Source organism: Globicatella sanguinis, from assembly GCF_002847845.2.
GTDB classification, from domain to species: Bacteria; Bacillota; Bacilli; order Lactobacillales; family Aerococcaceae; genus Globicatella; species Globicatella sanguinis.
This window is the reverse complement of sequence record NZ_CP126962.1, coordinates 1,946,507-1,959,575: the sequence shown is the minus strand read 5'-3', so window position 1 is coordinate 1,959,575 and position 13,069 is coordinate 1,946,507. Positions and strand designations below refer to the sequence as shown.

9 protein-coding genes are annotated in these 13,069 nt (G+C 36.2%); 1 reads left to right on the top strand and 8 read right to left on the bottom strand.

All coding sequences use genetic code 11. The features are described from left to right. Window positions 1–176: 176 nt before the first annotated feature. The 6 genes from CYJ72_RS08775 to CYJ72_RS08750 all read right to left on the bottom strand — a co-directional run bounded on the left by CYJ72_RS08775 (window position 177) and on the right by CYJ72_RS08750 (window position 8,660). Window positions 177–1,961 carry an ABC transporter ATP-binding protein gene (locus CYJ72_RS08775; RefSeq protein ID WP_066125424.1) on the bottom strand — a complete coding sequence of 595 codons (1,785 nt, stop codon included), beginning with the start codon at window positions 1,959–1,961 and terminating at the stop codon, window positions 177–179. After that, window positions 1,954–3,720, bottom strand: a complete 1,767-nt coding sequence (locus CYJ72_RS08770; protein ID WP_101813600.1) for an ABC transporter ATP-binding protein — start codon at window positions 3,718–3,720, stop codon at window positions 1,954–1,956. The genes CYJ72_RS08775 and CYJ72_RS08770 overlap by 8 nt, the downstream gene beginning before the upstream one ends. Next, on the bottom strand, window positions 3,714–4,178 hold the full coding sequence (locus tag CYJ72_RS08765) for a MarR family winged helix-turn-helix transcriptional regulator (protein ID WP_101813601.1): 465 nt from the start codon (window positions 4,176–4,178) through the stop codon (window positions 3,714–3,716). The genes CYJ72_RS08770 and CYJ72_RS08765 overlap by 7 nt, the downstream gene beginning before the upstream one ends. A gap of 333 nt (window positions 4,179–4,511) precedes the next feature. After that, window positions 4,512–6,056: an ABC-F family ATP-binding cassette domain-containing protein gene (locus tag CYJ72_RS08760; protein ID WP_101813602.1), complete on the bottom strand. Its 1,545-nt coding sequence runs from the start codon at window positions 6,054–6,056 to the stop codon at window positions 4,512–4,514. A 531-nt stretch (window positions 6,057–6,587) separates the two neighbouring features. Beyond that, window positions 6,588–7,466, bottom strand: a complete 879-nt coding sequence (gene thrB / locus CYJ72_RS08755) for a homoserine kinase (protein WP_101813603.1) — start codon at window positions 7,464–7,466, stop codon at window positions 6,588–6,590. Further along, complete coding sequence (locus CYJ72_RS08750; RefSeq protein WP_284629378.1) at window positions 7,467–8,660, bottom strand: homoserine dehydrogenase; 1,194 nt, start codon at window positions 8,658–8,660, stop codon at window positions 7,467–7,469. A 140-nt stretch (window positions 8,661–8,800) separates the two neighbouring features. Between CYJ72_RS08750 and CYJ72_RS08745 the strand changes: the two genes are divergently transcribed. Then, the gene (locus CYJ72_RS08745; RefSeq protein ID WP_101813605.1) at window positions 8,801–10,165 is read left to right on the top strand and encodes an aspartate kinase; all 1,365 of its coding nucleotides are present in this window, start codon (window positions 8,801–8,803) and stop codon (window positions 10,163–10,165) included. Between the two features lie 116 nt (window positions 10,166–10,281). On the opposite strand, the gene CYJ72_RS08740 is transcribed toward CYJ72_RS08745, so the two are convergent. Together CYJ72_RS08740 and istA are read right to left on the bottom strand one after the other, a co-directional pair. Continuing rightward, entirely contained in the window at window positions 10,282–11,457 is a 1,176-nt protein-coding gene (locus CYJ72_RS08740) for an RNA-guided endonuclease TnpB family protein (protein WP_257876954.1), read from the bottom strand. Beyond that, window positions 11,450–12,991, bottom strand: coding sequence for an IS21 family transposase (istA, locus tag CYJ72_RS08735; protein WP_284629374.1), 1,542 nt, complete (start codon window positions 12,989–12,991; stop codon window positions 11,450–11,452). The genes CYJ72_RS08740 and istA overlap by 8 nt, the downstream gene beginning before the upstream one ends. Window positions 12,992–13,069 lie beyond the last annotated feature (78 nt).

Sequence of the window (13,069 nt, the reverse complement as noted above, 5' to 3'; positions counted from 1 at the left end):
TTAGCTTAATTTCCCTTTTAGGAATCTAGTTAACTGGTTTTTCTCTTTAGGTACCTTCGCTTAGCTAAACACTTTCGCTAGATATGCTTTTTTAATTTATTGTGGGGCCACACAAAAAGTTGTAAAGTCGTTTAAATTCAATCATTATGTTCGTTATATGCTTTATTCCTTTTAGATTATAGTTCTTCTTCCTCAAAGGTGCCATTACCATTCTCAAACTGACTATTATATAAGTCCGCATAAAAGCCGTCTTGAACCATTAATTGATCGTGATTACCTTGTTCGATAATATTTCCGTCTTTCATTACTAATATTAAGTCAGCATTACGAATGGTTGAAAGTCGATGAGCAATGACAAATGAGGTCCGACCAACCATTAAGGCATCCATTGCTTTTTGAATTAATTCTTCCGTACGAGTATCCACTGAGCTCGTCGCTTCATCTAAAATTAATAATGGAGCATCTTTTATTAACGCACGGGCAATGGTCATTAATTGTTTTTGTCCTACTGATAATTGAACGGAATCATCCAATACCGTGTCATAACCTTGAGGTAATGTGGTAATAAAATGATGAATCCCCACCGCTTTGGCTGCCTTTATCACTTCTTCTTGTGTAACCTCTGGTTGATTGAATACTAAATTATCGCGAATGCTACCTTCAAATAACCAAGTATCCTGTAATACCATACTGAAATATTCATGCAATTCAGCACGAGTCATGTCTTTAATATTGACACCATCGATTAAAATTTGACCGCCATTGACTTCATAGAAGCGCATCAATAAGTTAACAATCGTTGTTTTACCAGCACCGGTTGGACCAACAATCGCGATTTTTTGACCCGCTTTAGCTTCGGCAGAGAAATCATGAATAATCGTTTTACCTTCATCATAGCCAAAATTAACATGTTCGAAGGCAACCTGTCCTTTAATTTGTGATAATTGGGTTGTTTTATACGATTCGTCACTCATTTCGTCTGCCTCTAAATAGTCCATCACTCGACCTAAGGCTGCCCCAGCTGATTGTAAGCTTTGTGCCGCTTGAGCAATTTGGGATAATGGTTGTGAGAATAAACGAACGTACACCATAAAGGCAATTATGACCCCGATGGTAATGTGCCCATTTAAAACTAGGTAAGCACCCATTAAACTAACCATCACATAACCGAAGTTCCCGATGAAAGCCATCAGTGGCATCATCATCCCACCTAAAAATTGTGATTTCCAAGCACTTCCGTATAATTGTTCATTTAATTTTGCAAATTGGCCCTTCATTTCATCGGCTGCATTATAACTGCTGACAATCGAGAGTCCGGTATAGGCTTCTTCGATATAGCCATTGACAGTAGCTAAGTTCTTTTGCTGCGCCTTAAAATGAGCACGAGATTTACTCATAATAAAGACCATTCCAATAAAACCAATAAAAACTGAACTGATTGCTGTAAGAGCCATTACCCAATTCGTTTTAAACATCATAAATAATGTACCGATTAATAAAACTGTTGCTGAAACTAATGTTCCTAAACTTTGATTTAAGCTTTGACCAACAGTATCCAAGTCATTGGTAATAATGGATAAAACATCACCGGTTGGACGGCTATCAAAGTATCGTAAAGGAAGGCGATTCATCTTTTCAGCGATTGCACGACGAAGGCGTTGGGTATAGCGTTGTGAAATAGTTGCCACAATAAAGCTTTGTGCATACCCCATGACCGCTGCCGTTAAATACAAGATGACTAATGTTTTTCCTATTTTATCAATTTTATTTAAGTCAATACCAACCATCACTCCCTGAGTAATGACATCCATCATTTCACTCATTTTATCAGGTCCGATAACGGTGATAACACTACTAATAATTGAGAAAATTAAGGCAATAACGATGGGAATTAAATAGCCATCGGCATACCGTAAAGCACGTTTTAGGGCTTTTTCTGATTGTGGTTGTTCTTTAGCCATTGGTTAATTCCTCCTTTGATAATTGTGAGTAGGCAATTTCTTGATACACTTCATTATTAGCTAATAATTCTTGATGTGTACCTTGACCGACTACTTCCCCTTGATCCAATACTAAGATTAAATCTGCATCCATAATGGTTGAAATACGTTGCGCGACAATTAACTTCGTCATATCAGCCGTTTGAACTGCTAAATCATGTCTCAACGCTTTATCCGTTTTATAGTCTAAAGCTGAGAAGGAATCATCGAATATTAAAATTTCTGGTTTGCGCGCTAACGCACGGGCAATTGCTAGTCGTTGTTTTTGACCCCCTGAGAAATTTGCACCTTCTTGGGCCACTGTTGATTGCAAGCCGTTTTCTTTACTTAATACAAATTCTTTAGCTTGTGCTAACTCTAAAGCCGCATTCATTTTTTCTTCCGTTAATGGCGATTCATTACTTTCACCAAAATTCAAATTAGAAGCAATGGTTCCACTAAAGATGACGGCTTTTTGTGGTATATACCCCACCCTATTATTTAAATCATCATGGGCAATCTCTTTGATGTTTTGTCCATTTAACTTAATAGCACCACTGGTCACATCGTAAAAACGTGGTAATAAATTAATTAAGGTACTCTTACCACTACCTGTGGAACCGATAAAGGCAATTGTTTGTCCCTTTTTAGCCTTGAAGCTAACATTCGAAATAACAGGTTCAGCACTATCACTATATTTAAAGGTTACATTTTCATATTCTAAAACATATTCATTTGCTTGATTGTTCGTTTTGGTTGTTGCAGGATAGTCAATCACAGAATGCGTCTCTAATACTTCATTAATACGTTTAGCAGACACAATCGCTCTTGGTAGCATGACAAAAATCATCGTCATCATCATGAACCCCATGACCACTTGCATCGCATAAGAAGTAAAGACTGCCATATCGCCAAAGAGTGTTATTTTCATATTTAAAGCTGCATTTTGAATGAGATAAGCCCCAATCCAATAAACCGATAACGATAACCCACTAGATACTATCGTCATTAATGGCATCATTAATGAGAATATTCGCATTGAGAACAAATTGGTATCGGTCAATTCACTGTTGGCAACATCAAATTTCTCATTGCGAAATTTTTCAGCATTGTAAGCTCGAATGACACGTATCCCTGTTAAGTTTTCACGTGAGATAGCATTCAACTTATCGGTTAATTTTTGGATCATTTTTTGCTTTGGAAAAGCCAATACCATAATAATGGTAATAACAATTAATAGTAAAAGTACGGCTAATGCGGTTGCTAACATCCATTGACCATTTTTGTTAGATATTTTAACCATCGCCCAGCCGGCCATAATGGGTCCTTTGACCATTACTTGCAAACCAATGGCAATTAACATTTGTAATTGAATAATATCATTGGTTGTACGCGTAATTAAACTTGGGACTGAAAAGCTTTGTGTTTCCTTAGCTGAGAAACTTAACACATGTTCAAAAACATCACGTCTTAACGAACGTGTAAAACTAGCTCCCAATCGAGCTGCTAAAAAGCCAACTAATAGACTGGTCGCAAAACTTAATAATGATAAGAGTAACATCATCCCTCCAGGTTGATAGAGCTCTTTAAGTTCTGTACCTGGCGTCACTAATTTTTTGGTCACTTCTGACATATAATCTGGTACTTTTAAATCTAACCAGACTTGGGCCATAATGAATAGAACACTGACGACAGCCATCATCACTTCTTTTCTATTCATTCGTTTGAATATTTTTAACATTCATATTCTCCTTCTTGTTTTTCTTCTGATTCTACTTGCGCATTTTGAGTTACTTTTTTGATGACATTATGGAAAATTTTAAATTCCTCTTGACTAATACCGTTACTAAGGTCGGCTTCAACTTGTTTCAAGAAATTTTCAATCGCCAGATGTTTGGCCTTTCCTTCATCTGTCACTTTGATGGCTTTAAATCGTTTATCACTTTCCAAAGGTTGGACATGTATAAACCCATTTTTTTCCATTCGCTTAATTAACCCAGATGCCGAAGCTTTCTGTATATTTAGGAGTTGTTCAATGTCTTTTTGAAAAACATCTTGATCCTCATGACTAATTAAGTAAAATAAGACAGCACCTTGAGGTCCTTCTAAATGTTCCAAATTACACTGGATGGCCATGTGTTGCAGATACTTTTCAATGATTAAACCTAACTCTCTGATTTTAAATCCGATATGAAACATGACGACTCCTTTCTTTTTAGTATGGATACGAACTACAATTGTTTGTATGCTAACTATTATAGTTTGTGATTTTAAAATCGTCAAATACTTTGTTTTTATGAAAACGAATTTAAGTTAATTTTCTGAAAAATAGAGAAAACAAGAAGGTATTAAAAAAATAGTTTGAAGAATTTGTATAACGGCCTCTGTGATCCCGACTTGGACTACAAGAGAAAAATACATTGTTTCTTCAAACTAGATGATTTAATTTATTAATAATAATTCTATGGAGCTTTTGCGATAACAAATGATGGCTAGACGTCTGATTACTTCATATTCTACATTAAAAATTTACTAAGCCAATTCACTAAAATCCCATACACCGTCGACCCAACCTTCATAAAAATCAGGTTCGTGGCAGACCATTAAAATACTGCCTTTATACTCTTGTAATGCTCGCTTTAATTCGTCTTTGGCATCGACGTCCAAATGATTGGTTGGTTCATCTAACACTAAGACATTATTTTCACGATTCATTAGTAAGCAAAAGCGGACTTTGGCTTGTTCGCCCCCACTTAGTACTTGGATTTGACTATCGATATGTTTCGCGGTTAATCCAACATGTGCTAAAGCTGCACGAACTTCTGCTTGATTAAGACTTGGAAATGCTTCCCATACGGCTTCTAATGGTGTTTGACGATTACCACCAGGTACTTCTTGAGCAAAGTAGCCAATTTCTAAGTAATCCCCTTGTTCAACTTGACCACTGATTGGTTCAATAATGCCTAAAAGACTCTTTAGTAAAGTGGTTTTCCCAATCCCATTGGCACCGACAATAGCAATCTTTTGATTCCGTTCAAACACTAAATTCAAAGGCTTAGTTAATGGACGATCATAACCAATTACTAATTCTTCAGCTTCAAAGATAAAGCGGCCTGAAGTGCGCGCTGATTTAAAATTAAAATTAGGCTTAGGTTTTTCAGCTTTTAATTCAATAATATCCATTTTATCTAATTTTTTCTGGCGTGACATAGCCATATTCCGAGTAGCGACTCTGGCTTTGTTACGATTGACAAAATCTTTCAAGTCAGCAATCTCTTTTTGTTGACGTTCATAGGCTGCTTCTAACTGCGCTTGTTTCATCGCATAGACTTCTTTAAATTGATAATAGTCACCGGTATAACGAGTAATTTGTAAATTATCGACATGGTAAATAATATTAATCACTTCATTTAAAAATGGAATATCATGTGAAATCAAAATAAAGGCATTTTCATAATTTTGTAAATAACGTTTTAACCATTCAATATGCTCAGCATCTAAATAGTTAGTCGGCTCATCTAATAGTAAAATATCAGGTTTTTCTAATAATAATTTAGCTAGTAAAATTTTCGTACGTTGGCCACCACTTAACTCGGTGACATCACTATCCATTCCATAGTCTACTATACCTAAAGCCCGTGCTACTTCATCAATTTTGGCGTCTAAGATATAAAAATCATGCACCTCTAAGCGTTCTTGAAGTTCTCCTACCTCTTCCATTAAGGCATCCAGTTCTTCACCTTCAGCTTCTGACATCGCCATATATATCTCATTGATTCTGGCTTCATCTTTAAATAAATCGTCAAAAGCTGTTCTTAAAGCATCGCGAACGGTTTGGCCTTTTTCCAATACAGAATGTTGATCCAAATAGCCTACTTTGACATTACGAGCCCATTCAATTTTCCCTTCATCAGGTAATCTTTGACCCGTGACAATATTCATGAAAGTAGATTTACCTTCACCATTAGCACCGACCAATCCGATATGTTCTCCTTTTAATAAACGGAATGATACATCTTCAAAAATAGCACGATCACCAAAGCCATGCGTTAAATTCGTTACTGATAATAAACTCATCGCGTTCTCCTTTTATCCATTTCATACCGTATTATTATACGCAATAAATCTTTAAAAGTTAACCTGTTTTCTTATGATTAATGGTAAATTTATTAAGCCGCTGCTTTTTTTGAAAAATGATCCTTCTATATAAATACACATGCTTGTGATTTTAACGCTATATTGTTAATAAAAACGAAAAACGTTGAAATGGTTTATGCTATTAAGTGGCTAAATAGTCAGTAGACTGCTGCACATAAAAAGAAAGTTTATGGATCAGCGATTTTTATCTCTTCTGTTGCTCAATAGAAAAATTCTAATGTCATTAGCAATAGCAAGTGTGAAAAAAGCCATTGCTACCAAAAAAGCTTAATGTTATTCCGTTAAGGAGAGATTAAATAATATATCGTAACACAATTCAACGAGTGTCATCATTTAAGTAATATTTGATGAGTTTTAATTACTGAAAAACTACCTGATAGGTTGTATCTAATACACGATTTGGTAATAAAAAAGACTGGACAGTAATTAAACCACCCAGTCTCTAAAATATTAAGTTAATAAAGGGTATACCGTTGTGATTTCATGTCGACATTCGGGTACCATTGAATTAAGTGACTGAAGAATGGCTTCTGTCCGTTCAACCGGACAAAACGTTAAAATTGTCGGTCCGGCACCACTAATAACAGTGGCAAAAGCACCGGTAGCAAGGGTAATATTTTTTACTACATCAAATTCTTTTATTAAAGGTTGACGATAAGGCTCATGAATAAGGTCTTTCATCATCATCGCCCCCATCTTTTCAAAGTCGCCTTTTAACAGCGCAGCCGTCATAATATTGCTGTAGGCATTTTGAAGGATTATTGCTTCTTTAGAATATTCTGCCGGTAGCACTTTGCGAACTTCTGCTGTACTCAACTCATAATCGGGAATACTTAAAATAATCCCTACATGATTGAAATCAGCCGTTTCATAAAATAATACACCATTTTCATAAGCTCCGATAAACAAGCCGCCGGTCACACAAGGGCCAACATTATCTGGATGCCCTTCTATTTCAGTCGCTATCACAATTTTTTGTTCTTGAGTTAAATTTAATTGAACAAAATGATTGGCTAATTCAATGCCTGCTACAATAGCACTAGAAGAACTGCCTAAACCATGCGTTAAAGGAATTTCACTACTCATTTCCACTCTTAATGGCGGCATCGTCTGCTTAAATTTTGAAGCAACTTTATTCGCAACCTTGGCGACTAAATTTTGCTCATTGTTCGGCAAAACCTTTAAAAAAGCATCTTTAAAGTTAAATTGCCAGTTGTCAGCCGGGGACGCTTTAACTTTTAGAAACTTATTAAGGGCTAACCCAATTGAATCAAACCCAACTCCTAAATTCGCAGTGGTTGCTGGTACTTTTATTTCAAACTGTGACATCTATTCACCTTCTATCTGATAATAAGCTGCCAGTGTTAACTCTTGGGTCAACGCTTTAAATGTTGGCTCTGAAATGGTTGCGGTTAAAACGGCTGTTATTTCGTCATTTTGCCATAGTTGATACTTGATATTCATCGCAGTTAATCGCTCTTTTAAAAGGGACATATCTTCCTCCAAACGGATATAATAACGATGATCCGTTATACTTTTTGTGAAATGGCCACTTTCTTGAGTGGTTAAATTCCCAGTGAAGCCAAATTTTTCGATGAATAAAATATCCGATACTACTGCGGATGCTGTTTCCGAACTGCCGGCTCCTGGTCCATAAAACATTGTTTGTCCGACCGCATCTCCCTCAATAAATATCGCATTTTTTTCTAATTTGACATTAGCTAAACTATGACTATTAGATAATAGTACCGGTTCTACACTAATACTAATAGCCCCTGCGACTTGGTGACTCTTCCCTAATAATTTAAGAGTGAAGCCATTTTCTTGAGCCAATTGGATGTCTTGTTGATCAACTTGACTAATACCTCTTACCTCGACACGTTCAAATGGAATATTTACTTTAAAAGCTAAGCGTGATAATATCGCAATCTTACGTGCCGCATCATAACCTTCAACATCATTAGTAGGGTCTTTTTCGGCATATCCTAATGCTTGCGCTTGTGCCAAAGCTTCTTGGTATTCACATTGTTCATCAGCCATCTTCGTTAAAATATAATTGGTCGTGCCGTTTAAAATCCCCATCACTTTATTAATTTTATTAGCATTTAAACTATATTGTAAAGGTTGGATAATTGGTATACCCCCGCCACAACTCGCTTCATAACCAATTTGGGCTTGATGCCGGTTTGCCATTTGTGCTAATTCGTTAAGATGTAATGCTAGCATATCTTTATTCGCCGTTACCACATGAATACCACGTTCTAATGCTTTTCTTTGAACTTCATAAGGAAAATCGACGCCACCTAAAACCTCCACAATAAGTTGGATATCACTGTTTAATATTTCATCAACGTCATCCGTTACTATAATTCCGGTTAAATCAAGGGTCTCATCTTTAATGTCTCGAGCTAGCACATGAGTAATGTCAATTTTTGAATCAGTACGAGCCTCATTAACCTTTTGTAATAGTTTTAAGACGCCTCCACCTACTGTTCCTAATCCTAAAATTGCTATTTTCATCATAAAGTGCTCTCCTCCAGTGTGTTTTAATGAATTTCTCATTTATTACTCTTCATTTTACAATAAACACTACCTTTTTGCCATCTTTTCATGTATGATGATTAATAAAGTTAAAAATTATTATTGTTCAAGGATGTGATAGCATGAAAGTCGCAAAATTTGGAGGTAGCTCGTTAAGTAACGCAACCCAAATACAAAAAGTAGCCAATATCATTCAAAATGACCCGGAAATTCAATTCGTAATTGTTTCGGCACCAGGGAAAAGAGATGATAAGGATACCAAGGTGACGGATTTATTAATCCATTTATTTGATGAGAAAGTCCATAACGGATCAATTGAAAGGGCAAAACAGATGGTCTTAGATCGCTATTCTTCAATTGCTGATGAGTTATCACTTTCAAAAGAGATTATTACCCATTTTGATACAATTTTAACTGAGTATTTATCTTCAATTACTGACCCTCTGCGACTATTAGATGCTCTTAAAGCGTGTGGTGAAGATTTCAACGCTCAATTAATAAGTCAGTATTTTCAACGTATTGGTCTTAATGCCCGTTATATTTCTCCAGCTGAATTGGGTATTATCGTGAGTGATGAACCGAGTAATGCTCATTTATTATTGGAGTCCTATGAAAAAATCGCACAATATAAGCATGATGAACAAATTTTAATCATTCCTGGCTTCTTCGGTTATTCACCAAACGGCAATATCGTGACTTTCCCTCGTGGTGGTAGTGATATTACAGGCGCGATTGTTGCTCGTGGTGTTGAAGCTGATATTTATGAAAACTTTACCGATCAAAGCTATATTTATGCAGCCCACCCTGGCATCGTCCGTAAACCTTATGCTATTAAAGAAATTACTTATCGTGAAATGCGTGAGTTGGCTTATTCTGGTTTTGGAATTTTTCACGATGAAGCGTTAGAGCCTTTATATCAAGTGGATATTCCCGTGATGGTAAGAAATACTAACCACCCTGAAATTGCTGGTACTAAAATTGTGGCTCAGCGAGAAATCAATCCTAATTTACCTGCTATTGGGATTAGTTGCGATGAAGGGTTTACTGCTATTTCTATTAATAAATATTTATTAAACCGTCAATTAGGTTTTACTCGGAAATTGTTACAAATTTTTGAAGATCACCATATTTCAATCGAACATATTCCTACCGGGATTGATGATATTTCAGTGGTTGTTCGTTCTCACCAACTAGCAGCTCCCGGCACTTTAGATGCGCTTTTAAAGGATATCGAAGAGCAACTGGATCCTGATTTCATTAATGTCGAAACGGATTTGGCCATTGTAGTAATTGTGGGTGAAGAAATGGCTGAAGTCGTGGGCACCGCCAATAAAGCAACCCGCGCTTTGGCTTCACAAGAAATTAATATTTTAATGATCAACCAAGGTGCCTCTGAAATTAGTATGTTTTATACCATTAGTATGGATGATAAAGATGATGCGATTCGTGCTCTTTACCATGAATTTTTCGGTCACTTACATTTTTAAAATAGGCGTAATTTGATTTCTGACGACATTATGAACTACAACGCCATTAAAATGGCGTGTTTCTAGGAACACTCATGACTTGTTCCGCTTATTTCAAAGCAAAACAGCGGTCTAAGCTATTTAACTAAGGCCTGTTCCAGGCCAATATTTAATATATTTTTAGCTGCGTTGATATCCCTATCATGATGCATATTACACTTCGTACAAGTCCAATGACGTATATTTAACGCTTTTTTTCCATTATCATATCCGCAATTGGAACATTTTTGTGATGTCTTGTACGGATTAATCGCTACAAATGTCTTATCGTACATTGCGCACTTTGCCTCTAGGATTGTTCTAAACATCCGCCAGGATTGGTTAGCAATCGAACGAGCTAATTGATGATTTTTCATCATATTAGTCGTCTTTAAGTCCTCTAGGACGATAACGTCATAACTTTTAACCATATCGGTTGTGATTTTATGAATGTAATCTTTACGGATGTTTTTGATACGTTGATGAATACGGGCAACTTGGCGTTTGGCTTGCTGGTAGTTTTTCGCATCCACTAAAGCGACACCGTTCTTTTTGGCTTGTATACGTCTACGGGCCATTCGCTTTTCCCAATAATGTAATTGTTTCTTATAAGTCAAATGCAGTCGCTGACTTTGATATTTTTGACCATCAGACGTAATAGCTAGATTATTTACACCTAAATCGACACCGACTACATTCCCTGTTTTGGGCATTGCTTGATTATCGCTTGTGACCAAAAGAGAGAGATAGTAGTCGCCACTAGGTGTATATTTTACGGTGACAGATTTTATGCGTTCATTCTCAATGTGAAGCACACTTGACTTACATTTTACCCAACCTAGTTTCGGTAATTTAATATACCGTTGATTATCATTAAAACGAATGTTGTTGCCACGTATGGTACTTAAATACGACTGTTTGGTGTGCTTCTTTGATTTGAATTTTGGGTATTTTGAATAACCTTTAAAAAACCGAACAAAAGTTTCGGATAAGCGTTTAACACTACATTGAACAGCTACGCTATCAACTTCACGCAACCAGGGATATTCCTTATCTAACTCTTCTAACAATTTCTTTTGTGGAAAATTAGCGATACGTATTCGATTTTGTTTTGACCGGATAAAGCGATCATTCTTTTCCTGTTCTAAGACCTGGAGAAGAATCGTAAAGGCTAGGGTTGGATTATGAAATGTTTCTTCATCTTGCACCATTTTCCGAATACTGGGTAATCGTAATTCTCTACATAACTCAATTAATCGTTCTTTCTTATCCATAGTGAATGACCTCCTTATCTGCTTGATGAAACAGATTCGCATAAGCTTTCAAATTGCTTTCCGATTGATGGGTTGTCTCATCTCTTGCCAGAGATACCTCTGTCGGCTCTGATTGCTCGCATAGAAATAAAATTCTTTCTGTGCTAACGTATCCCCAACGAATGCCATTCAGTTCTTCGACCGCTGCCGTAACACGTTCAAAGTTGTTATTGTCCTTCATGTAGTGGAGTAATATTATGAATTCTTTCTCTTTTCCTATATAATGATGGTGGTAAAGATTTTTTATTTGTTGTGGTGCTTGTCTCAAACATTCACTTTGAGCCAAGGCACCTTTTTTTCTTTTGAATGTTTCTAAGTAATGGTAAAGATTCATTTCCCACTGATGGACACCCCAATTACGTTTATGTGTTGCGATGATTTCACCCTCAATAAACAACTTAACCTGATCGGCACTTAGTTTTGCGATGATATATTTTCCAATATGACCTTCTGGTACAGAGTAATGATTTTGCTTAATGACAACCGTACTATATTTATCCACTCGACATTCTAATATTTCAGAAACATCGAAGGGAGCGATTATGGTAGGGCCAATCCTTTCTTTTTCTGTCTGCATCAATTTCAGGTGAGAAACCTTGTGTTCATGATGCAAACGTTGATTGAGTTTCTCTAATTCATTGTTAAGATGAGTTTGAGCCTCTTCTAAATTGGAGAAACGATAAGTTGAGGCAAATGCCTTACGACGTATAAACTCAACACTACGTTCCACATGTCCCTTTTCATTTCCTTTTCGTGGTTCACATAAACGAATTTTAAATTGATAGTAATTAGATAAATGAATCATGCTGTCGGTAATGGTTTTCTCTGTTCCAATAAAGCTTTTAACAACCGTTCTCATATTATCGTAAGTAAAAACCGAAGGGATAAAGCCGATGTGACTGATAAATTTTGTGTGGACGTCTAACACACAAATTTGGGATTCTGATTGATAAATTCTAGCGAAACGATAATTACTGTGCGCCAAAGTAAATACAGCCAAAGAAAATGTTTTTAGCTTGTCATCGATAAATAATTTTATCTCTCCCCAATCAAATTCAACCTCATATCCTGGTTCCGCATGGTGTCGGATAAATACTTCTTTTGTTTTTGTCACCTCCTCGTTAATGAAGTTTCTAACGGTTGTATAACTAATAGAATAGCCACGATCGAGCAGCTTCTCATGCATGTCTACAATCTTCATTTGTTGTTTCGCCATGCCGTGATCCTTTTTCCACTCATTTTCTTTAATAAAATCACGTAACATCACTTCAATTGATTCTGATAATACTCTGCGTCTACCGACTCTTTTTTTATAAGTTGGTGGTTTCACGATATCCTCAGCGATAGGAAGATCACGAACATCTTCATACTTGCTTCTTTCATATTCCTTGATATATTTATCAACGGTATTCCTAGATTTCTTCGTGAGTAAAGCAATCTTTCTTTTGCTTAGCCCCTCAAGGTAGAGTTTTATAATCGTTTGTTTTTCTTTCAATGCAATCACTCCTGATATTCCCCCTATTTATTATTCAATAGGGTTATTTTCTATCAAAAGTGGCTCAGTTTTCAATTA

Excerpts from the sequence above, each read along its gene's own strand:
- CYJ72_RS08750 (WP_284629378.1), bottom strand. The coding sequence starts at position 8,660 with ATGATGAAAATAGCAATTTTAGGATTAGGAACAGTAGGTGGAGGCGTC.
- CYJ72_RS08775 (WP_066125424.1), bottom strand. The coding sequence starts at position 1,961 with ATGGCTAAAGAACAACCACAATCAGAAAAAGCCCTAAAACGTGCTTTA.
- thrB (WP_101813603.1), bottom strand. The coding sequence starts at position 7,466 with ATGTCACAGTTTGAAATAAAAGTACCAGCAACCACTGCGAATTTAGGA.
- CYJ72_RS08760 (WP_101813602.1), bottom strand. The coding sequence starts at position 6,056 with ATGAGTTTATTATCAGTAACGAATTTAACGCATGGCTTTGGTGATCGT.
- CYJ72_RS08770 (WP_101813600.1), bottom strand. The coding sequence starts at position 3,720 with ATGTTAAAAATATTCAAACGAATGAATAGAAAAGAAGTGATGATGGCT.
- CYJ72_RS08765 (WP_101813601.1), bottom strand. The coding sequence starts at position 4,178 with ATGTTTCATATCGGATTTAAAATCAGAGAGTTAGGTTTAATCATTGAA.
- CYJ72_RS08740 (WP_257876954.1), bottom strand. The coding sequence starts at position 11,457 with ATGGATAAGAAAGAACGATTAATTGAGTTATGTAGAGAATTACGATTA.
- CYJ72_RS08745 (WP_101813605.1), top strand. The coding sequence starts at position 8,801 with ATGAAAGTCGCAAAATTTGGAGGTAGCTCGTTAAGTAACGCAACCCAA.